Source organism: Secundilactobacillus silagincola, assembly GCF_002583405.1.
In the GTDB taxonomy this organism is placed as follows: domain Bacteria; phylum Bacillota; class Bacilli; order Lactobacillales; family Lactobacillaceae; genus Secundilactobacillus; species Secundilactobacillus silagincola.
Window position 1 is genome coordinate 1 of sequence record NZ_BCMJ01000011.1, and the last position, 25,172, is coordinate 25,172.

The 25,172-nt window shown below is 42.7% G+C and carries 24 protein-coding genes and 1 other annotated feature; of the genes, 3 read left to right on the forward strand and 21 right to left on the reverse strand.

From position 1 onward, the window contains the following. Positions 1-130: 130 nt before the first annotated feature. The 4 genes from CES82_RS10420 to CES82_RS10435 all read right to left on the reverse strand — a co-directional run bounded on the left by CES82_RS10420 (position 131) and on the right by CES82_RS10435 (position 4,199). Positions 131-784, reverse strand: coding sequence for an ArsR/SmtB family transcription factor (locus tag CES82_RS10420; RefSeq protein ID WP_098826076.1), 654 nt, complete (start codon positions 782-784; stop codon positions 131-133). Between the two features lie 169 nt (positions 785-953). Beyond that, on the reverse strand, positions 954-1,847 hold the full coding sequence (locus CES82_RS10425; RefSeq protein ID WP_098826078.1) for an isocitrate lyase/PEP mutase family protein: 894 nt from the start codon (positions 1,845-1,847) through the stop codon (positions 954-956). 5 nt (positions 1,848-1,852) lie between these two features. Beyond that, positions 1,853-2,608: an isocitrate lyase/phosphoenolpyruvate mutase family protein gene (locus tag CES82_RS10430; protein ID WP_098826080.1), complete on the reverse strand. Its 756-nt coding sequence runs from the start codon at positions 2,606-2,608 to the stop codon at positions 1,853-1,855. Between the two features lie 196 nt (positions 2,609-2,804). Next, positions 2,805-4,199 (reverse strand): AcpB/EbpR/MafR family transcriptional regulator, encoded by a 1,395-nt coding sequence (locus tag CES82_RS10435; RefSeq protein ID WP_098826082.1) that lies wholly within the window; start codon positions 4,197-4,199, stop codon positions 2,805-2,807. Positions 4,200-4,401: 202 nt separating this feature from the next. On the opposite strand from CES82_RS10435, the gene CES82_RS10440 reads away from it, so the two are divergent. Beyond that, on the forward strand, positions 4,402-5,745 hold the full coding sequence (locus CES82_RS10440; RefSeq protein WP_098826084.1) for an MFS transporter: 1,344 nt from the start codon (positions 4,402-4,404) through the stop codon (positions 5,743-5,745). 81 nt (positions 5,746-5,826) lie between these two features. Here CES82_RS10440 and CES82_RS12795 read toward each other — a convergent pair whose 3' ends face one another. From CES82_RS12795 to CES82_RS10510, 15 genes are all read right to left on the reverse strand, one after another. After that, a complete protein-coding gene (locus CES82_RS12795; protein ID WP_263850133.1) occupies positions 5,827-5,958 on the reverse strand; it encodes a hypothetical protein in 132 nt (43 codons plus the stop codon). A gap of 213 nt (positions 5,959-6,171) precedes the next feature. Beyond that, entirely contained in the window at positions 6,172-7,347 is a 1,176-nt protein-coding gene (locus tag CES82_RS10445) for a mandelate racemase/muconate lactonizing enzyme family protein (RefSeq protein WP_098826086.1), read from the reverse strand. 19 nt (positions 7,348-7,366) lie between these two features. Continuing rightward, complete coding sequence (locus tag CES82_RS10450; protein WP_098826088.1) at positions 7,367-9,019, reverse strand: peptide ABC transporter substrate-binding protein; 1,653 nt, start codon at positions 9,017-9,019, stop codon at positions 7,367-7,369. Positions 9,020-9,469: 450 nt separating this feature from the next. Beyond that, entirely contained in the window at positions 9,470-10,300 is an 831-nt protein-coding gene (nudC, locus tag CES82_RS10455; RefSeq protein WP_098826090.1) for an NAD(+) diphosphatase, read from the reverse strand. Between the two features lie 203 nt (positions 10,301-10,503). Then, positions 10,504-11,595, reverse strand: coding sequence for an iron-containing alcohol dehydrogenase family protein (locus tag CES82_RS10460; RefSeq protein WP_098826091.1), 1,092 nt, complete (start codon positions 11,593-11,595; stop codon positions 10,504-10,506). 24 nt (positions 11,596-11,619) lie between these two features. Further along, positions 11,620-12,480, reverse strand: coding sequence for a MetQ/NlpA family ABC transporter substrate-binding protein (locus CES82_RS10465; protein ID WP_098826093.1), 861 nt, complete (start codon positions 12,478-12,480; stop codon positions 11,620-11,622). A 26-nt stretch (positions 12,481-12,506) separates the two neighbouring features. Then, the gene (locus CES82_RS10470; RefSeq protein WP_225364897.1) at positions 12,507-13,178 is read right to left on the reverse strand and encodes a methionine ABC transporter permease; all 672 of its coding nucleotides are present in this window, start codon (positions 13,176-13,178) and stop codon (positions 12,507-12,509) included. Beyond that, on the reverse strand, positions 13,171-14,220 hold the full coding sequence (locus tag CES82_RS10475; RefSeq protein ID WP_225364898.1) for a methionine ABC transporter ATP-binding protein: 1,050 nt from the start codon (positions 14,218-14,220) through the stop codon (positions 13,171-13,173). Before CES82_RS10475 ends, CES82_RS10470 begins: the two co-directional genes overlap by 8 nt. 18 nt (positions 14,221-14,238) lie before the next feature. Next, entirely contained in the window at positions 14,239-15,399 is a 1,161-nt protein-coding gene (locus tag CES82_RS10480) for an aminotransferase class I/II-fold pyridoxal phosphate-dependent enzyme (RefSeq protein WP_098826096.1), read from the reverse strand. A gap of 32 nt (positions 15,400-15,431) precedes the next feature. Then, a complete protein-coding gene (gene msrC, locus CES82_RS10485; protein WP_098826098.1) occupies positions 15,432-15,887 on the reverse strand; it encodes a free L-methionine (R)-S-oxide reductase MsrC in 456 nt (151 codons plus the stop codon). A 71-nt stretch (positions 15,888-15,958) separates the two neighbouring features. Continuing rightward, positions 15,959-16,215, reverse strand: a binding site (T-box leader). 400 nt (positions 16,216-16,615) lie between these two features. Next, positions 16,616-17,527 carry a sugar phosphate isomerase/epimerase family protein gene (locus CES82_RS10490; protein ID WP_098826100.1) on the reverse strand — a complete coding sequence of 304 codons (912 nt, stop codon included), beginning with the start codon at positions 17,525-17,527 and terminating at the stop codon, positions 16,616-16,618. Positions 17,528-17,538: 11 nt separating this feature from the next. Then, complete coding sequence (locus CES82_RS10495; RefSeq protein ID WP_098826101.1) at positions 17,539-18,534, reverse strand: ABC transporter permease; 996 nt, start codon at positions 18,532-18,534, stop codon at positions 17,539-17,541. Between the two features lie 12 nt (positions 18,535-18,546). Next, a complete protein-coding gene (locus tag CES82_RS10500; protein ID WP_098826103.1) occupies positions 18,547-20,025 on the reverse strand; it encodes a sugar ABC transporter ATP-binding protein in 1,479 nt (492 codons plus the stop codon). Positions 20,026-20,040: 15 nt separating this feature from the next. Next, the gene (locus CES82_RS10505; protein WP_098826105.1) at positions 20,041-21,024 is read right to left on the reverse strand and encodes an ABC transporter substrate-binding protein; all 984 of its coding nucleotides are present in this window, start codon (positions 21,022-21,024) and stop codon (positions 20,041-20,043) included. A gap of 6 nt (positions 21,025-21,030) precedes the next feature. Next, positions 21,031-22,122, reverse strand: a complete 1,092-nt coding sequence (locus CES82_RS10510) for a Gfo/Idh/MocA family protein (RefSeq protein ID WP_098826106.1) — start codon at positions 22,120-22,122, stop codon at positions 21,031-21,033. Between the two features lie 182 nt (positions 22,123-22,304). Between CES82_RS10510 and CES82_RS10515 the strand changes: the two genes are divergently transcribed. Together CES82_RS10515 and CES82_RS10520 are read left to right on the forward strand one after the other, a co-directional pair. Continuing rightward, a complete protein-coding gene (locus tag CES82_RS10515) occupies positions 22,305-23,303 on the forward strand; it encodes a LacI family DNA-binding transcriptional regulator (RefSeq protein WP_098826108.1) in 999 nt (332 codons plus the stop codon). Positions 23,304-23,359: 56 nt separating this feature from the next. Continuing rightward, complete coding sequence (locus CES82_RS10520; protein WP_098826109.1) at positions 23,360-23,557, forward strand: hypothetical protein; 198 nt, start codon at positions 23,360-23,362, stop codon at positions 23,555-23,557. A 274-nt stretch (positions 23,558-23,831) separates the two neighbouring features. On the opposite strand, the gene CES82_RS10525 is transcribed toward CES82_RS10520, so the two are convergent. Then, positions 23,832-24,449 carry a hypothetical protein gene (locus CES82_RS10525; protein WP_098826111.1) on the reverse strand — a complete coding sequence of 206 codons (618 nt, stop codon included), beginning with the start codon at positions 24,447-24,449 and terminating at the stop codon, positions 23,832-23,834. A 70-nt stretch (positions 24,450-24,519) separates the two neighbouring features. Continuing rightward, positions 24,520-25,101, reverse strand: coding sequence for a TetR/AcrR family transcriptional regulator (locus CES82_RS10530; RefSeq protein ID WP_180245731.1), 582 nt, complete (start codon positions 25,099-25,101; stop codon positions 24,520-24,522). Between the last annotated feature and the right edge of the window lie 71 nt (positions 25,102-25,172).

Here is a 25,172-nt window from a genome sequence, read left to right on the forward strand (position 1 = left end):
AGGATAGGCTTATTTAAGTGTATCCAATATTTAACAACCTACCATTCAATAAGCAATGAAAAAGCTTGAAGCGCTTGACTTTTGGTAGAAAAAAGTTCCGGTTGTGACGTCTCGTCACTCCCAGAACCCACTAATCTTCAATTTGACTCATATCTTGCCAATCCAAAACACTTCTATTCAGGCTATAAGCATCAAAACCCGCACGATTCAAAATTTGAGCTGCTGAATTGGCATTCACACACAACCGCCCCCGACAGTAGACGATGATTTTTTGATCTTTTGGCAGACGGCTCAAGGAATCAGATAATTGATCTAAAGGAATATTAATTGCACCATCAACATGGTTTTCAGCGAATTCATCCTGGGGACGAACGTCTAAAAGAAAAGTCTCCTTTTGCATCCTTTGAGCTTCTGTTAAGGACACCGTTTTAACATCTGGAATATGGTCGGCCTGTTGCTCGATGTGTTGCATCTCAGACATTGAATTTTCACCAACGTTAATCAGTAATCGAATCAAGTCACTTATCTGTGAAGAAGCTAACCGATAGATAATGCGGTTACCCAGTCTGGTTGTTTTAACCAAATGACTGTCTTTTAAAACTTGAAGGTGGCGCGAAGTATTAGCAATACTCATCCCGGTTTCTTTAGAAATCTCTTCAACCGACTTCGAAGCCTGCGTCAGCAAATCCAGAATTTCTAAACGCCGATTACTGGCAATGCCTCGACTTAGTTGCGCTAGTGAATTGTATAATTCGTCTTTATAGTTAACTGATAGATTTTCCAACGAACGTGCCCTCCTATTTTAGCAGTAATCTCGTGAACTACTAGAATAGAATAGCATACTTAATTCGATAAGGAATAAATATCGCATCCGTTAATGTTTATTTCTAGGGTCTATTAACCCAAAAAGCGACTAATTTTCCAATACAGAAAACTAGTCGCTAAAGTATTTATTACAGTTCTATCGGAGCCGTCGCAAATTTCTCTTCCAATGCATTAACATCATCTAGCCCAATAAAGTGATTAAATTGTGGGAAAGTCACCATCTTGTCAATTTGTCGTTCCGTTGTACCAAGTTCAACCATGTCACGTAGTAGTTTTTCGGTTGAATACGTTGTCGTATATACCAGTACATTAGGATGGATAGCAATCGTGAAGCCCATTTCATGAATTTCTTCATTAGAAAGCAGTGGTGTTTTACCATTCTCAATCATATTAGCCATCACTGGTACGTCAGGGAAACTATCGGCTACTTTTTGCAAATCATCTTTGGTTTTCGGTGCTTCAACAAAGACCAAGTCCGCACCAGCTTCATGATAATGACGTGAGCGGTCAATTGCACTCTGTAACCCTGTTACCGCATAAGCATCCGTTCGTGACATAATGAGAAAATCATCATGTTGTCGTGCATTAACAGCCGCTTGAATCTTGCTAACCATTGCCTCTTCTGAAATAATGGTTTTCCCATCCATGTGACCGCAGCGTTTTGGCCAAGTTTGATCTTCAATAAAGAGCCCAGCAGCGCCCATGTTTTCGTAAACGTGAACGAGGCGCTCGATATTTTGCTCATCACCGTAACCCGTATCAGCATCAATGAAAACGGGAATATTTACGGCATTAATAATTTCCCGCGCACTATCACTCATCAGACCAAAATCCGCAATCCCACGATCTGGCTGTGCTAAGCGATCAGCTGAAGTTGCATAGCCTGCCTGAAAAATGGCCTTAAAACCAGTTTTCTCAGCAATCTTCGCACTCAACGCATTGGGAGCAACAACCATGTTAACTAAATCACCACTAAAACACATATCTTTGAAAGCTTTACGCATTCTCGCTGCTTTATTCATATATTTTATACCTCCGCCTTTGTCAAAAATTGCTGTGCTGCTTGTTCCTCGGCCGATTGCCTAGCAGCCGACAGTACACCAGTGTAAAATAATGCACTAAATCCTTGGTCGGCCAAATCTTCAGCAGAAGCGAACTGATCTCGAACAGTATTGACGACTAGGCCAAATGATTCGTTCTTTGTCATATCAGCCACCGCTGCAAATTGATCTGGAGTGACATGACCCACGAGCACAAAATCAGCTAACTGATTTTGCTGTATGTATTGAATTCGTTTGCGTAAACCATCAGCTCCATATTCTTGGACGCCATCTAACTCGGCAAACAACATTGTTTCCTCATCATCGAAAGCGGCTCTGCCAGCTTTTAACTTAGCAACAAAATCGCTAAACTCAATCATCGTGACTTCATTTTGGGCAGTATGTGCTGGAAAAATTTGGTCATTTAAAACGATGCCTGCTGCACCCGAACGTTCCAAATCTTGGACTACATAGTAGGTGGTTAACTGATTACCAAAACCAGATTGCGCGTCAACAATGACTGGAAAATTGCCGTGTTCTTTCACATGTCTTAACTCAGCCGATAACTCTGAAGGTGAAATTAATCCTTCGTTCGTTGCGCCAAGTTGGGCCCGTACCACGTCGTAACCATTGAAATATGCCGCATTAAAACCATTTTTCTCAACTGTATTGGTTGATTGAGCATCCATCGTTCCAATTACGGTGGTTACTGATTTCTGATCAAATACCTCTTTTAATGTCATTTAATAATGTGCCTCCCAAATTAATTTATATGTATTGCACGGTCTCAAAAAACCGTTTAATTCTGATACCAGAAGAATCAATGTCAATTACAATCATTCAACTCATCACGCCTGATGAATAATTGATTAAAATGATAATCGAAATTTAATAAACAAGAAAGGTCACTCTTTTACCTTTATCGGGTAAAAAAATGACCTAAAGTGAAAATTGTTGGAGATGAACCCAATCCTGCTTCGTAATTGGGGTATTGATAACGATGATGGGTTTCGCTATTTTAGTCGTTTTAATCGCAAAATTAGTGACTATGAGATCATATGGTTCATCGTCACCAGCCAAAACAACGTTATATTCCTCCTTAAGATGGTCATGTACCTGTTTAAACAACCATTCACGATAGCTTGGCGTAGCATCAATCACTAATCGAACCCTTAACGATGGATTCAAAACCGTCGTATCAAAGTACGTCAAAACCACCGTGACATACTGAGCTGACAGATAGATTAAGTTGTTAAACACTGGATTCCCTGTTGCTTTTAAATTCAATAATAAATGGGTTACTGCTTTAATGACCCATGGCCGCTTAGTAACCAGTTCATCTGCGATACTAGCGCGATCTAAGAGCAGACCACCCACCGTAAATATCATTGTATAGGTATGTAAAATATTCAATGAACTCGTTAATTTTAACTTTTCAGTCTCATTATTAAGGAATCCGAATTGCTTCTGGAGTTCATCAAGAGCTAAAACACTCCCCTTATTAACCACGCCAGTAGTACCCAATACTTCTGGTTTCAGGCAATGTGTAAAAAAGAGCAGACAATAATCAAAAAAAGTATTTTCATCTGGATACTGATTATCAAAAATACCCGGTAAATCAGCTATTTTTTTATGATTGAAAGTAGCTCGCGTTACGACTGTTGGTATTTTTACGAAGGCATTTACTTGTTGTCTTTGCTGACAAATCACAACCCAATAACTCAGTTGCTGTTGCGTAATATTATCCAGATTTATTCCAATTTTATCCGCCCACCGATTAATTTGTAGAACAATCGTTTGTTGATCCACATGCTCAAACGGCCATTCAAATCGCGAGTAAGTTTCCCAGTAAACTCGGTAGTAACATAGCCGGATCATTGCTTCTGGTCCAACCAAAATATTAGTCGCAGGTGAATACCGCAAACCGTATAAAGCAAGGTGTGTTTGCATCTTTTTCACGTGCCGTTTAGCAGTCGAAAAGCTACTAAAATATCGTTCTGAAAAGTCTCCAAGTGAATCTGCGGTCCGTTCAAACGTTGAGCGTATTAGTTTGGTCATTAATGATTCCTTCGTCAAAAAAGACAGGATACGGTCCAGATTCACTTTGGCACTGCGTTGTAATTCAACCCCGTCAGCATTGACAAGCAGCGATAAGTCAGTTGGTTTAAAATTATTTTTGATCAATACTTCTAACTCGTCTAGATGAGTTGTTACGGTGTGACGATCAACACCTAAATCATGTGCGATACTAAGAATCCGATTACTGCCAGGATGATTATCCAGATACCGAATCAATTTAACATTGATCGTATCCCGAACCATGAATGGTTGCATTTTTAAGTCTCCTTATATGATAAAACGATTAAATTATCCTTGTAATTATTAAAATAAGATTATATACTATACCTTGTCAATTACAAAACTTGTGTTTCATTATAGGTCTCAATTTCGCTATAAATACGGAATTAACAGCATCATATTCACGACATAATCATTCAACTAATCACGCCAACTATATCTACTTGGAGGAATTATTATGTCTGATAACATAGCTTCTGCAATTGCTGTACCGCAAGATGATACAGCTGCAACACTGCTACATAGTATGAATACGATTCAAACAACAAAAACCTTTCGCCGAATCTTCTCTTTATCAGCAATCGGTCTTTTTCTAGATGCCATGGACATTTATCTAGCCAGTGGTACCTTGAATAGTTTTACATCCAGTGGCTTTTCAACTTCTGTCCAGAATTCAATCTTCTTATCTGCTGGATTCCTTGGCCTATTTTTAGGCTCTATATTTGCTAGTGTTATTGGTGATTCAAAAGGTAGAATGAAAGCTTTTCAATGGAACTTACTTCTTTTTGGGCTCGCCACTTTTATTGGTGCGTTCTCCCCTAATATGATCTTTTTGATTATTACTCGTTTTATTGCTGAAATTGGTCTCGGTGCCGAAATGGTCACCAGCTTTTCAATCATCAACGAGTTTGCACCAATTGCATCGCGGGGTAAATGGTGTACGTTAGCATCTTGCCTTGCAAACATTGGCGCGCCAGTCGCAATGTTGCTATGTCTATTCATTATTCCACACTTTTCTTGGCGTGGTATGTTTTTCATCAGTGGTGCCTTGGCAATGGTCTTCAGTTACTTCAGACACGATTTGCCTGAATCTCCTCGCTGGGACATTCAGCATCAAAAATACGATGAGGCAGCCGAAACCATCAATATGCTTTTTTCAGAAATGAAAGCCGAAAAAAAGCAGCCGCTTGAATATCACAGTACAAAAAAGAACAATAACAGCACAGATCAACACTTGGCCCGCAATACTTTCGTTGCTATTAGTCTGGCAATGGCTGCGATGGTTTGTCAGTACACCTTCACTTCCTGGGTACCTACCTTGTTGGTTAGTCAAGGTGTAACGGCAACCCACTCTCTCGTTTACACAACCATCATGATGGTTGGCGCTCCAATTGGTGCTTTTATTGGCTCAGTACTTGTTGAACGAATCGGGCGCAGGCTCAACATTATCCTCGCTTTCAGCATGGTCGTCGTTTTGGGTATTATTTACGGACACTTAACTAATGGAACAGCTGTGATCGTCACTGGTTTCTTGTTAACCATCTGCTTTTACATCTTGAACGCTACCATTATTGGTGTATACATTACTGAATTGTTTTCTACCAAATACCGATTCAGAGGTGCCGGTACCGCAAACGGTTTAGCTAAACTCGCCAACTTTGGTATGCCCTACGTCGTCGTTACTTTACTGCAGGTTGCTGATGCCAGCGCAGTTATTTATCTTATCGCTGGTGTTGCAGCCGTTGCTGCTGTGATTGCCGCAGTGTTTGGCCCAGAAACGAAGGGCAAGCGAATCAACTAATTATTATTCATTTAAGACTTAACAGTAATCGTAATCAATACCCCAAAGTGAATTACAACTTTGGGGTATTTTTATGCCATTCTAAAGCTGTCCGATAATAGTTGCGAGACAAATATAGATGACTGCAATCGCAATGATAAACATAACCGTCCCAGTAATACAACCACTTAAACAGCCCGCACAACCTTCAGCGTCTTCACTTAATTTGAGCATTATTTTCCCCTCTCAGAAACGTATTTTTAGATGGGTTTACATATCAGTTTTTCTTTTGAACAGTTTGTGAGAAGAATATTTATCATTATAACTCTATGAATTATACGCCAACAACTGTCTATGATTTAACTATTCAGATAATTAAAAAAGAGGACAAGTCTTCACTCACCCTCTCAACGCTACTTAAACTTTCTGTACCATTATTTATTAAAACTATTCAATCGTCTCACAAACAGATGCCTCGATTGCTGCTTGGCTCAATTCCTGACCAATACCAGGACGGTCAGGAATTACAAAATCACCGTTATCGACTTCGTCTGGGTACTTGCCGATCCACCGGTTTCCGGCTTTTAATGAAATTTCGTGGTGTTCATGAATTAACGCATTAGGTAAAACAGCTTCCACTTGTAACGCAGCGGCTGTTGCTATCGGTGTGCCGCAAACGTGTAATTGACAAGCAATTTCATATGTTGCTGCCATGTCACAGATTTTCTTAGCCTCCGAAATACCACCGCAAATGGCAACATCGGGCTGAATCACATCCAAACTGCGAGCAGCCAAGTAAGGCTGGAAACCGAAGCGGGTGACGATTCGCTCACCACTTGCTTGTGGAATAGCAGTCTTCTCTTTAATTTTCGTTGCTAATCCCGGATTCATTGGCGAGAAAGCTTCCTCCATATAATAGATATTAAGCGGCGCCACTTTTTGAACAAACTGAATCGCCGTATTGACGTCCAAGCCAGCGTGACATTCCAAAATAATATCAACGTCTGGACCAACGGCATCTCGAATCGCCTTAATACGATCATAGTTGAGTTGTAAATCAGCCTGACTCATCATACCTAGCAACCGTCGACCAAGGTGCCCCTGACGATCGACCATAAACGGATCAACCTTCACAGCTGTGTAGCCCTGATCAATCGCCTTTTTAGCTGTTTCCGCATACTCCTCTGGTTGAATGAGATACCGCGTCTCGTCTTCCCAGCCAAACTGTAGTTGACTCGCATAAGACCGAATTCGTGTCCGAGTTGCACCACCAAGCAGTTCATAAACCGGAACGTTTAGTGACTTGCCCTTAATATCCCAAAGTGCAATATCTAACGCACTAACGGCTGCGTAAAAAGTTGCACCGCCACTCTTCCCCCAAAAGGTACCTTGGTAGAATTGTTGCCAAATGGCTTCAATCCGTGTTGGATCCTGACCAATCAATCGTTTACCGAGGTCCTTCAAGCTCCCAATAGTGGCTTCAAAACCGCTACCGTAGAAAATTCCAGCTTCGCCAAAACCACTGATACCCTCATCCGTATTAATTCGCACCACAATTGGATGCCAGGCACCATATTGCCGATTCCACTTCACACGAAAAATATCGATTGATGTTATTTTCACGTTTATTCACACTTTCCTCTTACTTCGTCTTATACATGTACTTATAGTTCCACTGAGCACCAGTAGAATTATGGGTGATCCCGTGAAGCGTTGACCGCTTGAGATAGTAATTATAATCTTGATAGAGCGGTGTTACGGCTTGTTGATCTGCAAGGAGTTTCTCGGCCTGCAACAGCTTATTCCAACGCGCCGTGGTGGATAAATTGCCAGTTGTTGACCCATTAACTAGCTTATCGTAAGTTGCATTTTGCCACTTAGCGTAATTTTGCGGATTGTTACTCAGCAGCGGTGCTAAGAACTCAATTGGGTCTGAGATATCAGCTCCACGACCACCCAAGTATGCGTCGAACTGTCCCTTCAAACTCCGCTGATAAACAATCTGTTCTGGAACACTTTGAAGATTAATTGTCAGTCCAGGTAGGTACTTTTGAGCATTAGCCTGAATATATTCAGCCAACTTTTTCGAACTGTCTTCTGTTGATGACATTAAGGTAAATTTCAATGACTTTTGACCAATCTGCTTTAACCCTTTTTGCCAGTATTGCTTGGCTAATGTCGGATTGTAAGCAGCGCTTTGACCACCATCTTGTAATTTCGCGAAATCAGTCCCCTTATTGTTATAAGCGAGGTACTTCGTGACCACACCGGTTGGTTTAACGGCCGCACCGTTCATCACGACATTAACAATTTGCTTTCGATCTAACGTTAACGAAATCGCTTTGCGAATGTTCTCGTTTCTGAAGGCTTTACGCAACGTCTGATTAGTAGGTTCTTGGTTAAAGAATAAATAATTCATATAAGAGTATGGACCCTTAAATAACTGCTTACTATTCTTAAAGTTTGATACCTGATCACCCGTAAGAATGGTAAAATCAAGTTTCTTGGACTGGTAAAGATTCAGACTAGTTTGGGGGTCTTCCTCATAATGCATATTAATTTTATGCATCTTAACGACTTTCTTATCCCAATAATTAGTATTTTTAACAAAAGTCCAAGTATTACTTTGCGGCTTCCAGTTTGCCATCTTATATGGTCCGGAATAAACCATTTTTTCTGGTGACATGCCATAAGATGAACCATACTTCTTAACAATTTTTTCATCCTGTGGTGCAAAAGCCTGATAAGTCATTAATTTATTGAAGTAGGCAATTGGGTGAGTTAATTTTACCGTCAAGGTGTGATCGTTAGTCGCTGTTACACCCAATTTGCTTGCTGGCAGCTTACCCGCGTTTACCGCCGCAGCGTTTACAATTCCGTTAAAGAGATACACATGCATGGATTTTGTTGCTGGCGCTAAGGACCGTTGCCACGAATAAACGAAACTCTGCGCCGTAATCGGATCACCATTACTAAATTTAGCGTCCTTACGCAACTTAAAGGTATACGTTTTACCATCTTTCGAGACGGTCGACTTAGTTGCCAAATCTGGTACAATTTTATGATCCTTATTCATGTAGAAAAGACTGTCGTACATGTTCCCAGCCTGATCAAACCCTTGCGTCTTAGAAATGTCCAGCGTTGTGATGACATAGTTAGCTGATAAATCAGCCGTCCGGTCTAGTTTCGGCTTCGACGCGGCAGAATTCGACCCACACGCTGCTAGTAGCACACTCAACGAGGCAATTCCCAATAAACCAATGGTAGCCTTCAAACGAAATGACTTAGTTGACATAAAAGAACCTCCCAAATAATCTAATAATGGCACACCTTTATTTTTCACAAATCCTAAAAATATGCCTAACCAGTATCAATTATTACCACTTTTTTGTAAGCGTTTCAATCGTTTGAACTAGCTATTTTGCTTGTGAAATCATAATAATTAATAAATGGTTTATATAATATTTTCATATAATGATTGGTCATTTAAGAAAAAATGTCTTCTCCAAATCCCAGCCATTTAACGCAAAATAATGCCTATTCCGCGCAAAAATCACGGAATAGGCATTATTCACGTTAAACTCTGATATCTATCGAGTTATGTTACACTCTCACAAACGTGCTCAAACAAGCAAAGAGTTGCATATAAGGGCTCAAAACAAAAATCCCCCTAAGGTTCAGGGAATTTCCGTTTTGAGCCCTTATACTCCACTCTTTAAACGCTTGTTTTCACACTCTCTAATTTTTAAAATTTATGATGCCTGAAATCCTCAATCATTTGCCACGTTAAGCTAAGTTCATCATCATGAGGAAGCTTATCACGATCAAACCACTGCGCTTTAGAAAGTTCATCCGTTTCGAGTTCAATCGGTAAATCCTTATCCAGCTCCGCCGTGAAGCCCATTAGCAACGAATGAGAAAAGCCCCAAGGCTGACTAGCATAATACTTGATATTGTGGACAGAGAGCCCGACTTCTTCTGAAACTTCCCGCCTAATGGTGTCTTCAAGCGTTTCTCCTATTTCGACATAACCAGAAAGTAACACGTATCTCTCCTGTCCCGTTCGAAACTTAGTCAACAAGATTTTATCGCCATTAGTAATTGCTAAGATAATGCCTGGCGAGATTTCAGGGTAGATTTTTTGCCCACAGGACTCGCACACTAATGCCCGTTCCACTTTGTCTTGAACTAGTGGTTGCCCACAAACGCCACAAAATCTATGCGATTTATACCACCAACCGAGGTGTGCTGCGGTTACGATTGCAAAGCTTAGCCATTGCGGCTGCAATCCTCTTAACTTCTGCACGGATTCAAAATGATAGTCGTTACTTTCATTCACAGGCCTCGTAGATTTCCTAATGAGAAAGAACGAGACCCCGTCCACGGATAGGAGATAAGTGTAATCATCGCGATCAAAGTGCCACTCTTTATCAGCAAAATCAACCGTTGGTAATTGCTTCGACTCGGATAAAAGTACTTTCTTGGCAGAATAGATGACAACAAAGTCATCCTTTTTAGGCGTTCGCCCAGGATGATATTGGTTATCCATAACCTTTGGCGCGATGTCTTGTAACATTATGAATACAGTCCTTTCAAATAAGTTTAAACGTTAGCACTCCTAAGAGATTAATCATCATTTTTAAAACATGATATGTTGTCCTAATTATATCACTGAGCTAATAAAAAAATTAGGCAAAAAACAGATAGCAAGAATCTTCTGCTATCTGTTTTTTAAATTAAAAGACTGATGTCACTGACTCATTTAAACCAAATTGCGCCTTACTTGACCGGTGCCGTGATTTCCTCCAACTTATAAATCGCGCTCTTGACGGCATCAGTATCAATATCCAACGGTATCAGATGCATTGTCGTTTCAGGATCAGCGGAAACAGCCGCGATCTTGGTAATTCCCGCATCGTCAATATCGCCTAGACCTAAATCTTCGAGGTTAGTTGGAATATTGAGTTCATGATAAAACGGCAGCAAGTTCCGAATATCATCATAGTGGTGTTCAATGGCCAATTGGACCAAAATTCCATAACCTACTTTGATACCATGCAATAAGTGAACAGTTTCAGGAAATAGCGTTAAGGCATCATGGACTGAGTGAGCACCCGTGGAACGTGCATAATCACCGCCCCAGCCACCGACAGTACCAGCCGTCACAATAATGGTTTCCATGACTGTGCGCCACGTGTGAGTCAACTGCCCCGCTTGCATGTCCTTAACCGCCTGAACAGAATTATTGAGTAAGATGTTCTTGCAATTAATGGCCATTTGTCGTGAAATACTCAGCGCAGTCGTGTATTCATCGTCGTCTAATGCTTCAAACATGAGCTCAGATTCATAGAACTTAGCCAGTGTATCCGCGATTCCTGCCACGTAATAATTAACTGGTGAATTTAAAATGACTTTTGGATTGATCAGTAGTAAATGAGCGGTTTCCTTATAAATTTTATGGTCGAGATGCTCCCCATTTGCTTTATAGTGGACACTTACCGAAGACCATGGTGCGCAGTTACTGGCTAACGTTGGAATCAACACCAAATACAAATGTGTGCCAGTAGTAACTGCCTTGGCCGTGTCCAAAACCTTACCCCCACCAAGTCCAATCACCATTTGAACCTGATGCTCTTTTGCAATGGCCGCTACGCGATGAATTTCTTCGTAAGAACACTCACCATTAAAGAACACATCTGTCACCTCAACGTGATCACCAAAGTTTGGCAAATAAGGTTTAGCTGCTCTTAGTGACTTAGTACCGTGCAAAAACAACACTTTAGTAACCTTTAAATCTGAAATAAATGATGGTAGCTGGTCGTACGCATCAACATCTGAAATGTACCTTTGCGGACCGCTTTGTGAAAACATAATCTATCCTTCCTCTCGTCTGCATTAATTGTTCGTCTTGAATGCAGGTGTATACATATGATTAAACTTAGCCTTGTAGATCTGAGTCACTGATTTAGTCTGATAAGCCTTAACAATCTTCTTGTATGTGGCATTATTCTTATCACTTGACCGAACGGCGATGACGTTGATCCATGGCTTATTAGCAGGATTGGAATAACTAAAGGATTCCTTGTAGATGGCATCGTTGATGGGATCTTTTTTAGCAACTTTAACGAAGTTACTATTAGTGATTCCGGCTGCAACGTCAGGTAATAGATTCATGATTTTAGCAGGATCCTGTTGAACAATTTTCAACTTTAACTTATTTTCTGTAATATCACTAGTAGATGGCGTATCTCCAGCCTTAGGATCAAGCTTGATCAGACCAGCCTGTTCCAAAACTTTAAGTGCACGGCCGGCATTAGTCACATTATTAGGAATTGAAATCTTATCCCCCTGTTTCAAATCTTTAATGGATTTGATCTTATCGGAGAAAATGTTCATTGGTGTCAAATACGTCTGTGCAATTACAGAAAACTTGTAATGCTTAGTTTTCTCTTCATTTTCGAGGAAGGCTCGGTTTTGAAAAGCAACCATATCGAGTTCCTTGTTATTCATGGCTTGGTTGGCTAGGATGCCATCAGTAAATGGTACTAATTTAACGTGAATGTGTTCTGATTTTAGATTCTTGTTTACCTGAGCCCAAATTGAATTATCAGTCGTACCAACTACACCGACCTTCACCGTCTTGGTGGCCGCCGCATTACTGCTCTTGCCACAGCCACTTAGTACCCCAGCGACTGAAACAAACGCTAACAACAAACTAAAAATTAAAATAATCTTCTTACTAATCAATCTCTTCATGTCATTTTCCCCTTTTAAAAGTCAGTTTAATGTGTCGTCTTGCGACTGACTAACGTACCGATAATTTGAACAATGGTCACGATAACCAGTAAAACGATGATGCAAGCAAACGTTGCATCCTGTTCATTTTGTTGGAACCCATACTGAATTGCGAAATCACCAATGCCACCACCACCGACAACACCAACGATGGCAGTTAAGCCGATCAAAGAAATAAACGTAATCGTGGTCACTCGCGAAATGTTAGAAATGCTTTCCTTTAAATAGATGGATTTGATAATTTGGAACGTTGATAAACCCATGACCTGTCCTGACTCAATCAATCCTTGATCTAAATCATTCAATGCCGATTCAATTTGTCTGGAGAAAAACGGCACGATACCAACAATCAACGGAAAAATGGTCCCTTTTACGCCAATGGCCGTTCCTGAAAGCACCCGGGTCAGTGGAATCAAAGCTGCAATCAAGATAATAAATGGAATTGACCGAAACAAGTTAATGATTTTATCTAAAATGTTCCAGACAACCGGATTACTGGCGATGCCATCCTTCTTCGTCACAACCAGCAATACGCCAATGATTAAACTGATTAAAAAGGAAATGATACCGGTAATAATCAGCATTTCAACCGTTTGAACAATTGAATTTTGAAAAATGTTGTAGTTCAAGGCCACATTTGGAAATAATTTACTAAGCACTAGCGAGCACCTCGGTTCTAACCTGTTTTTCTTTAATGTATGACAGCGCACCGCTGACATCAGATTGCTTGCCACTTAAAATGATGACTAATCCTCCCAACGGTTTTCCTCGTAAAATCTTGATGTCACCAACAATAATATTGGCATCAACGTTAAACTTACGGGAAATGGCTGAAATCAATGGTTCAATGGCCTTACTGCTGATGTAAGTCACTTTTACCAGCAAATCATTATCATGCAACTTCAACAAATTACTGTTGAGGACCTCATCGGGCAAGTTCAACTTGGAAGTTGTGGCAATAAACTTTTTAGTTAACGGTGTCTTAGGATCAACAAAGACGGAATAGACGTCGCCTTGTTCCACGATTTTACCCTTATCCAGCACCGCCACATCATCACAAAGTTCCTCAATCACTTGCATCTCATGGGTCACCACCACGATGGTAATATCCAGCTCGTGATTAAGTCGCCTCAACAGCTGGATGATATCTTCAGTGGTCTGCGGATCAAGGGCACTGGTGGCTTCATCGCAAAGCAACACCTTAGGATCATTGACTAACGCTCGTGCAATGGCCACCCTTTGCTTTTGCCCGCCGGAAAGAGTCGATGGAAAGGCGTCTGCTTTATCAGGCAGGCCAACGATTTTCAATAGTTCCAATACTTTGTCTTTAATCTGCTGTTGACTCTGCTTGCTATACTTAATTGGCAAGGCAACATTTTCAAAAACCGTCCGTGAAGGCATCAAATTAAACTGCTGAAAGATCATACCCATTTCCTTGCGAGTTTCTCGAAGCTGTTTTTTGGGCATATGGTTGATCTCAATATCTTCAAAATCGACCTTGCCAGTATCTGGTAATTCAATCCCGTTGATGCAACGAATTAAAGTCGATTTTCCGGCACCGCTATAACCAATAATGCCGAAAATACTGCCCTTATGGATTTTCAGATTAATGTTCTTTAATACTTGAAGCTTTTCTTTACTGTCCGCCCGCGTAAACTCTTTACTAACGTGATCGAACGTAATGATGTTTTCCTCAGTCATTCATTCCACCTTGATTCATTAATAGTTAATTTTGCTTAAACGTTCGACGACTTCTTTTAAAACTGACTCATCGTGGGTCAAACTCAGTCGAATGTAATCACGACCGTTACTGCCAAACCCGATTCCTGGGGCAACCACGATGTTAGTCTGCTCTAAAATTTGCACGGTAAACTGTTCGCCATCTAATCCTTCAGGGGCTTTTACCCAAACGAAAAAGGTCCCTTTAGGTTCAACCACGTTCCAGCCGAGTTGCTTCAACCCACCCACTAAAGTATCGCGTCGTTGTCGATACAACGTTCTAAGTTGTTGAACGGAAGACTGATCAGATTCAAGACCAACAGTTGCTGCATCTTGAACTGCCCCAAAAATCGTACTGTAAACGTGGTCGTGATACTTCTTAATGGCCGCAATCGCTGATTCATTGCCGAGCACGTAACCAGCGCGCCAACCAGCCATGTTGTGCGTTTTCGAAAAGGTGTTCAACTCGATGGCGTAATCCAAAGCTTCAGGTGCTTCCAAAATGCTCACGGGCTTTTCGTCATAGCTGAGAGCTGCGTATGCAAAATCATTAACAGCTAGGATGTGATGTAATTTACAGAACTGAATCACCTTTTCAAAAAATTGGCTAGTGGCTTCAGCTCCAGTTGGGTTATTAGGATAGTTCAGCAACAATATCTTTGTTTTTTGTAATACCTCATCTGGAATTGATTCTAAATCTGGCAAATAATCGTTGGCTTCAGTGATTGGTAGCTGGTACAACTTACCGCCAGCTAAAGCAACCGAAGCATCGTATTCTGGATAACACGGATCAGTCGTCACCACATAGTCACCAGGATCCAGAAAAACTTGGGGAATTGCTGAAATACCAATGGCTGAACCGTTGAACGTCAAAATCGCTTTGAAAGGATCTGTAGTAACCCCATAATTTTTTTGGTAGTAGTTGGAAATGGCCTTTAAAAAATTAGTCTTTCCTTCAAAAGGCGTGTACCGGTGGTTTTCCAATTTCTCCGATGCTATTTTTAGTTCGTCAATGATAAACTCTGGGGTTGGCTGGTCAGGATTCCCCTTCGCCAGATCGATCAAAGTTGATTGATCTTCGACAGCATCGATTTTTTTATCAAGATCGGCGAAAAAGCTTTTAGGTATTTGTCTAACCTTTTGTGAAGGTGTAAATTCCATTGTTTCTCATCTCTCCATTCGTTTACTTGAAATTATTCGTTAAAGATCAGCGGTGCGATTTGGCTTAAATACTCGCCATCCGTCTCATCAAAGGTACTGTATTCTGGACTATCTAGATCCAAAACACCCCAGAAATGACCATCCTTGAAAACTGGGACAACGATCTCTGATTTCGAAGCACTATCGCAAGCAATGTGACCTGGAAAATTGTGAACGTTCTCAACGATTTCTGTCTGCTTGGTTTTGGCGACTGTACCGCAAACACCTTTACCAACCGCAATATGCATACAAGCTGGCTTGCCTTGAAACGGTCCAAGAATCAATTCATTATTTTTAAACCGATAATAGGTCGTGCCATTCAAGCTTGGTATCTCATGAAAAAGTAAAGAGACTAAATTACTCATGTTGGCCACAACATCCGTTTCACCTTCCAGCAGACTCTCAGCCTGTTTCACCAACAACTCATAGTTTTCTTGTTTTTTTCCCATATCTCATTCCTCCTTACAAGTAAACAGAAAAGCAAAAAAGCACTTTCGCCCTTCACCAGATTTAATCTCTGATAAAGGGCGAAAGTGCTTTTCCGCGGTACCACCTAAATTTACATAATTCTCTTGAATTACATACGCTTCAGATACAAAAAGAAAATCTTCTTATACCCTAACTCTGTAACGGGAGTACCCGGCATTATCTAACGTACGCTCGACAATGAAGACTGTTATTAAGACCATATTCGAACTTAGACTACTACCACCTTCCATCAAACGGTGGCTCTCTAGAAATAGCTTTCAGTTCTACTCATCTTACGTCTACTTGATTTGTTAAATTGGTATTGATTATTATACAAATCTAAGCGGAAGTCAACAGTAAGATGAAAATTTGATGAGTTGCATTTAATTAACTGTTAATTCATAAAGTGTGTGTCGTTCCTTTACTAGCAGTATATAATCTAGTTTTTTTTTGATTGAATTTAACAGGATTCGGCAACATTAAAAATAAATGAGCGTTGGGTAATGGCGTTGGCATGCAGCCTTTCTGATATATCTTATACAATCGCTAAATTTTAGGATTCTCAAAAGAAAAGGAGTGCCACCTAACATCAACGGTAGCACTCCTCTAAAAAACTTATCGATGAAATCCAATTTGGAATCCTCGGTAAGTCCTCAAAAAGCGCCCTAGCTTTATAGCCAGAGCGCTTTTTGATGTATCCCTGTCGTTATCACACAAAATTTCGCATATACGTCACCGAATGTCGAATCGCTGCATCCACCTGCGTGGCATCCGCCTCAAACGCCTTATCTTCGATTTCAATACTGGTATTACCCGCGTAGCCAACATCACTCAAGGCTGACACAAACCGGCCCCAGTCAATATCGCCGTAACCAGGCAACTTGGGTACCATGTACGACAGCGGTGTCGCCATGGTGCCAACCTCAGCTAATCGTTCGGGTAACAACTTAATGTCCTTAAAGTGTACCAAGAATAACTTATCCCGAAACTCATAGATGGGTTTCAGATAATCCAACATCTGCCAAACGAAGTGCGACGGGTCATAATTCACGCCAAAGTTATCGTAGTCCAAAATATCAAATACCTGTCGCCAAATTGCTGGCGAAGTCATGATGTTTTGACCACCTGGCCACTCATCATCAGTAAACAACATCGGACAGTTTTCAATGCCAATTCGAATGCCACGGTCTCCGGCGTACTCGATAATTGGTGGCCAAACTTCAGCTACTGATTGGAGATTCTGCGCCACGGTTCGATACTGGTCACGTCCCAGAAAAGTGGTGACTAGTGGCACACCCATCATCTGAGCAGCGTCGATCACTCGGTAAAGGTGAGCAATCGCCGTTTTCGCAACCTCACTATTTGCTGATAGCGGGTTGGGGTAATATCCCAACGCTGAAATCTCAACGTGCCGATCAGCTGCATACGCCCGCATTTCTTCTGCCCGCGCCGGTGTTAATCGTTCTGCGTCAACGTGGGAAACCCCCGCATAGCGACGAGCACCGTCACCTTTGGGCCAAGCTGCCAATTCCACACAGCCTAACCCGCGTACAGCCACGTAATCGATGACTTCTTCATAAGACATATCTGCCAAGATGGCACTTAACAAACCTAATTTCATCATGACCCCACCTAACTTTCTTCCTTAGATACGGACCGCTGGATCAGCAATGCACCAATGATGATAATCCCCTTGATAGCACCCACCAAAAACGATGGCACTCCCAGTAGGTTCATTAAATTATTAATGATACCAAGGGTCAGAGTACCAAATACCGTTCCTAAAATCGTTCCGCGGCCGCCCGCCATGGAGGTACCGCCAATCACAACGGCAGCAATGGCATCCATTTCGTAACCACTCCCAGAAGACGCCGAATTCATGCTACCTAACCGCGATGCCTCAATAATCGACGCCAGCGCTACCAGTACACCTGATAACGCGTACACCGCTAACAAGACCCGGTTCACGTTAATTGTGGACAGAAAGCTAGCACGCTCGTTACTACCAATGGCGTAAACGTGACGTCCAAACGCTGTCCGTCGCGCAATCACACTAATGAGAATGCAAAGCGCAAACCAGTAAATCATCGGCATTGGAATGATACCGAATAGCTTGGTGTTGGCAATCGCCGTAAAGGCACTAGCCGATCGACCGGTTGCCAATATGCCACCACCATCAAAGTAGTATTCAGAAACTGACCGGTAGATCTGCATGGTCCCCAACGTTACGATGAAGGCTGGCACCCCAAACTTTGAAATCAGACCGCCAGTGATGGCACCGAACACTAGTCCAGCGAAAACAGCAGCGACGATGGCTAAAAAGATGCTCTGAGTAGCATTTAAAATCGTCATGGCAATTAGGCCAGTGGCGGCCATCTGAGAACCAACGGCCAAGTCGATACCTGCCGTAATGATGACTAAGGTCATACCCAAAGCGATGATCCCGATGATCGAGTTATTCATTAAGATGTTCATGATGTTGCTGACACTTAAGAAGATCGACCCTTTCAGGAGCACGGCCACGATGAACAGGATCAGGAAGGCGAAAATGGCGCTATAGTCCGCGATCAATCCCTTCAGACTGCGATGCTTGTGTTCAGATGCTGAAGTTTCCTGCGTATTTGTCATAAACTCACCTTCCTAATCTAATTGTCCGCCAGTTGCTACCAGCATAATGTCGCGTTCGTTAATGGCGTCGTGGGGAAGTTCCGCCCGAATCTCGCCATGAGTCATGACGTAAACGCGGTCACAAAGTTGTTGAATCTCACCGATCTCACTGGTGAGGATCACGAAACTGATTCCCGTTTTAGCAAGATCCATAATTTGATGGTAAATCTCGGCTTTGGCGCCCACGTCAACCCCCTGGGTGGGATTGTCTAAAATCACCACTTTGGGGTTCGTACAGAGGGCCTTTGCCAACAGAACCTTTTGCTGATTGCCACCAGATAACGAACCAATCACATCCTTAACGTCCGCCACTTTAATGTTGATCTGCTTCACGTAACGCTGCACGGTAGCCGTGAGCTGGCCACGCTGGATCAGCCCACCGCGAGATAGCCGCCCCAGTATCGGTAACGCCATGTTTTCTTCAATATTAAGATCCGGCACGATGCCGTTTTCTTTGCGGTTCTTCGGCAAATAAGCGATACCGTACCGTTTGATATCCGCGGTGGTTCTGATGCGAACTGGTCGCTCATTGACCAATACCTGTCCCGCATCAAAAGCGGTTGCACCCACAACAGCACTGAAAAGCTCACTTCGACCATCACCCAGTAAACCGGTCACACCAATAATCTCACCGGCATGAACCACAAGATCAACGTTTTGAAATTCACGCGTCTTCGTTAGCCCTTTCAACGTCAAAACTGGCTTTCCCAGCGGTCGGGGCTGATAAATCTCACTATTAGCCAGTTCCTTGCCTACCATTTGATTACTTAACTGGACCTCTGTGAGTTCTGGCGTCACTGGACCCGAGCTCACAACGACCCCATCTCTCATAATCGTATAGGTGTCACAAATTTCCAGGACTTCATTGAGCTTATGCGAGATGAAAATCAGGCTGACCCCCTGATCCCGCAACGTGCGCATCATTTTAAACACATCATTGATCTCGACATCCGTTAACGAGGTGGTGGGCTCGTCCATAATGATCACCTTGGCGTCACGCATCAGTGCCCGTACGATTTCGGTAATCTGCTTATATGATGGATTCAGGTCACCTACCATAGTGGTCACGTCTAGCTTGATGCCAATCTGATCTACAAACGCTTGAGCCGTCTCAATCATTTCCCGTCGACGCAATAACCCATAATGCTTGAGTTCGTGGCCTAAATACAAGTTCTCATACACACTCAAATCATTGACCAACGAGAGTTCCTGATGGATAAAGGCAATTTGCTGCTGGCTGGCCGGTGTCGCGGGTGCGCCATTAATCTCAATGTCACCATGATCCTTGGTATACACGCCGGTGAGAATGTTCATCAGAGTCGTTTTACCCGTTCCGTTCTCACCTAGCAGGGCATGAATCGACCCAGTCGCCAAGGTAAAATCGACTTTCTTTAACACGACATTGGCCCCGAAGGCTTTTTCAATTTGACGCATCTTAACGACATCAGTCATCCGTATCACCGACCTTTAGTATGGCGATTTAGCATCCAAGAATTTAGAAACGTTATCCTTCGTAACGATGGTTGGGGCAATGATGGTATCCTTCTTGATGTCTTTGCCGTTCATCGCCTGGTTTGCCAGCTTGATGGCATCGCCAATCATAGCTGGTGAGTAAGTTGCCGTAAACTTAGTAATGTCGCCGCCCGCTTTGATTTGTTTGAAGTAGGCTTGGTCCCCACCGGCACCAGAGATGATCTTAATGTCAGTCCGCTTAGCATCATTCACGGCTTGTAAGATTCCGATTGACGATTCATCATCGATTGAGAAGATGCCGTCAACTTGCTTGTTGGATTGCAGCATATCGGTTGCTGCTTTCAAGCCTTTTTCCTGCGTAAAGTCGTCAGCTGTCATATTAACCAACTTAATGTCTGGGTAGCTGGCTTTCATAACTTTCTTAAAGCCAGCAGTCCGTTCAGCACTCACAGAACCAGAACTAGGCACGTTTAATACTGCAACGGTACCCTTTCCATTCAGCTCATCACCAATTTTTTTAGCTGATAATTGCCCAATTTGGGGGTTGGAACCCGCAACGTAGCCGGTGTACTTGGCATCCACTTTCCGGTCAAAGACGACTAGTGGAATCTTGGCATTAACAATCTTCTTCGCCGCAACGGACACTTCGTCAGTTTGTGGCTGGAGGACGATAGCACCCACTTTTTGCGAGATCATATCGTCGATTTGTGAAGCCTGCTCATTAACGGAAGATGAAGTAACAATTTTATATTTTTTCAGTCCTAATTTCTTAACTTCTTGTTGCGCGTAGTAGTTCACGCCGGCTTCCCAACCGTGGTCGGAACTAGGAATCACCACGGCGAGGGTCTTGCTGCTAGTGGTGGTTGATGAGTCACTGGATTTTTTCTCCGATGACGAACTGCTACACCCGGCCAGACCGATCATCGTGGCTGCAAGTGCGGTAATACCAAGAATCTTAACGAGTAATCCTTTTTTCATTTCTGTTCACCCCTGAAGTTGAATTGGTTTTTGTTGGGCATCGCTGACGACACAAGCGTCAACCAGCCGCATTAAGTAATCTGCTTCTGCAAAATCAACGTACCCGGCACTAGGCCTGCCGTTCACGTCATCATAAAAGGCCTGAATACCAGCAGTAAAGGCATCCTTCCACCCCACCGCGTGGCCGTTTGGGAGTTCCGCATCTGCTGCGGCCTGACCATGTAAATACTGACTGGCAGCGTATAGTCCTTCATTACCCTGATCTCGATGACCGATCCATAACCGATCTGGTCGTTCCTGATACCATTCCAGCGCCTGTTTTTGACCTTCAACCAGCACGTGAAGGTCATTTTTCTTGCCAGCACTCACCTGCGACACCCGAATCAAGCCGGAAAGTCCGTCTTCAAAGGTCACGAAGATGATAGCGGCATCTTCATTTGACACCGGCACTTCCTGACCATTCCGAAACCGAGTGGCATATTCCTGGAGTCGCTTAACCTCTACACTGACGATGTGCTGGCCCAGAATGTACTGCAACGTATCAAAACAGTGAGAACCAATGTCGGCAATTGCACGGGTTGGGCCGCCAATCTCGGCGTCCACCCGCCAGTCGTAGTCAGTTTGTTTCAATAACCAGTCTTGCAGGTATTCAGTATTGACGAACCAAGGCCGCCCAATCGAACCATCAGCAACCCGTTCGCGCATCTCTTCCACCATCAGATTATGCCGGTAATTGAAGTTAACGCCTCCTTTGAGTCCGCTTTCTGCCAGTTGTTGCACTAAAATCGCTGACTGTTCAGCGTTGCTGGTAAACGGCTTTTCACAGTAGACGTTCACACCAGCCGAAATTAGTTGCTGATTGATAGCAAAGTGGAAACTACTTGGTGTACAGTTGTGAACAACTTGCAAGTTCGGCTCCTGTGCTAACATGTCCTCAACTGTTGTGTAGTACCGGGGAATCTCCATTGCTTGACTGAGTTGTTTGGCAACTGCTTCATTAGGCTCACACACCGCAACCAAGTGCGCCCCCGGAACTCGCCGAATCGCCTCGATGTGTTGCTTACCAATGAAGCCAGTCCCAATGACCGCAACATCCATGCCGTTCCTCCTTCCAAAACAATGTGTAATCGCTTACAAGCAAAGAATACGATTATTACACGTGATAGTCAACGTAATTTTTGCAAAATATACTGTAATATTTACAGTATGACGTTATATATCACTCATTTTTAAGAAAATGCGTGCTATAATGAGTGACAAATGAGAAAGAAGGGATCGCCATGAGTCGTAAACGAAAACCAGCCTCATTATCAGACATCGCTACAGCCTCCGGTTATTCAATTGCCACGGTCTCGCGGGCAATCAACCATCGTGGTAACGTCAGCCCAGTGGCACAACGAACAATCGATGCGTTGGTAGCGGAATTGGGCTATCACACTACTAACGCCTGTCCGCCTCCTAAGAGTACGACCATTGCGATTCTAATTCCCAATTTATCCAACCCCTTCAATTCATCGGTGTTAGAGGGAATTCGAAACGCTGCCACCACCCATGATCTCAACGTGGCTTTACTAATGGTCAAGGAAACTGACACTGATATTGATTACTATTTGAATATGCTGAAGGACGCGAACTACTGCGGCGTCATCGCTCTAGCCGCTCTCCCTGATAATCAAACCGCCTACCAACTCAACCATGAGATTCCACTAGTGATGTGCTCTGAATATCTGGAAGGTACCGAGATGTCCTACGTTGGCATTGATGACAACATTGCGGCACAAAAGGCCACCGACTACCTCACAAGAATTGGGCGCCGTCACATTGCGTTGATCAACGCCACCACGAATCACAAATACGCTCGCCAACGAGAAGCCGGCTACAAACAAGCGTTACGTCGAGCGCAATTACCCACTGATACGGACTTGATCCTGCACATCAACAGCATCCGCTACAACTTGGCACTCTCTAAAGTCACCGACCTGCTCCGCACTCGAACCGAAGTTGACGCTATTTTTGCTGCCTCGGACATTTTCGCCATAGCAGCCTTAGAAGCTGCCCGACACCTAGGCCGTCAGGTGCCCGATGACCTTTCAGTTATGGGCTTTGATAACACCTTCTTAGCAACGGTAGTCTCCCCCAAACTCACCACCATTAAGCAACCCGCCTACGAAATTGGTCATGAAGCTTGTGAGATTCTGCAGGAAAAGATTGCCCGTAAGAACGCACCGGAACGGCACGAGGTGTTGGAGGCGTCGCTGCTGGTTAGAGAGAGTACGTAGGGCGTTTGGGTGGTAAAATGAACTAAAGTTTTTTGCTAATAAAGGAGTTCGACAGCATGATTAATTTAATTTTCAAAAATGACCAATACCTGAATCGTGACGGCCAATTCACCGAAGATATTGAACAGGCCCGCATTATTAAGAGCCGTAAGATTGCTAATCAAGTGGCCGCTGAATACGATGCTGAAGTCACCAGCTATTACTGGAAACCAGATCGGGAGAATCCGTGGTTAGAGGATATGGAAGATGAATAAGATGTCATGAAACTAGTTAGCTCACCTCAATTGAGTCAGTTCATTGAGGTGAGCTTTTTTACATGTTGATTAACTATGAGATGTCACAGACACGGCATGAATTTGTGATATTGGCAATTTGGACACACAAAAACAGGGCTGTGCCATAAGTCTACATTGGCAAGTATTTCAATTAATTTTGAGCCATAAAAAGTTATCACTGTACTTTGGCTCTATACGTAAAAATAGCCTAATTACGTGCCAAAACTTCGCACACAATTTTGATATCTTAATTCTATTCCCCTGACTCCCATTTATACGTTTTTACCAGTAAGACAGGAACGGAATACACTTTATCGTAAATTTTTTTATCATCCGGTTTGTACTGAACTGAAGAATAGCTGAATTTTTTTTGGCCGTCTATGATACCTGAGGCACTTAAATAGTCATTTGGATTCACGTTTAAGTCAGCATGTAACTTAACACTACTAGGCGCATCGACCTTTAGTAAAACGACATTTTGAGGCTGTTTGCCGATGCCACCCTGCAACCAAATGTACGTCCATTTATTGGTGTTATCCATTGAGTCAGCCTGCATCACAGTACCTTGCCAACTCCAGGCTGTCCCATTATATTTTCTGGGATTTTTAACAATAGATTTAGGATAAATCTCTTTTCCAGGCTTTGTCTTCCCTGCCCATTCAATCTCATCCTCATCCGCCTGTTTAAAAAGTTTCATTGGTGTATTAGCACTGGAAGATACTCTTAGTTTTTCCTGAGACTTTTCGATTACTGATGAACTGGTCGAATTTGGTCCTGGCTTAGCTGCACTTGAACCTGACCCTGTACACCCGCTTAAAACCAATAACAAAGCAGTAGCAACTAACATTAAAACCCCACTATATTTTTTCATACCCTATACTCTCCCCTTCTTAACCCTTAATAAGCCTAGGCTGTACTTACTACGCAATATTTGCGTACTTTTATCCCATTGCTACGTATTGCTCGCTCGTTTCCCCTTTTTCAGCTGACTTTTTCAACTTCATTCCAGCGAATTCTGCAGTAACCATTTTATCGAGCTGGGCGGTTAGTACTTCCATCGACACTGGTTGACTATCATGCAACCAGTCCAAGTACACACGCATAATCCCGCCAGCCACAAAACGGATGTGCATGTTGAACACTCCCGGTGACATTTCAACTGGACGTTTCAGGGCTGCATCGAAGACATACGCGATAATATCAATGAAGTGTTCAATGAAAAAATTATGTTTTTGGTTAGTCGCCAAGTCATCAAAAAAGTCATAATAATTTCTGATGTTCTGGTTAATTGCTTCAATAAATCTCCTAGTCGAAAACGGCCGTCCCGTTAGCATCTCGCAGTAAGTTTTGACTGTATTACATTCGAATTCCGTCAGCACTGAAGCAATGGACGAGTAGTGCCGGTAAAACGTCCTTCGGTTAATCCCAGCTTTTTCAGCCAACGCGGTCACCGTGATATCTGTATAAGATGTCTGTCGCATTAAACTTAAAAAAGCCTTTTGAACCTTTTCTTCGGTGGTCATCTTATCGCTTCCTCTCACCTTAATTATGCCACAAGATTGTTGAATTTGTGGCATTTTATTATAACGCTTAC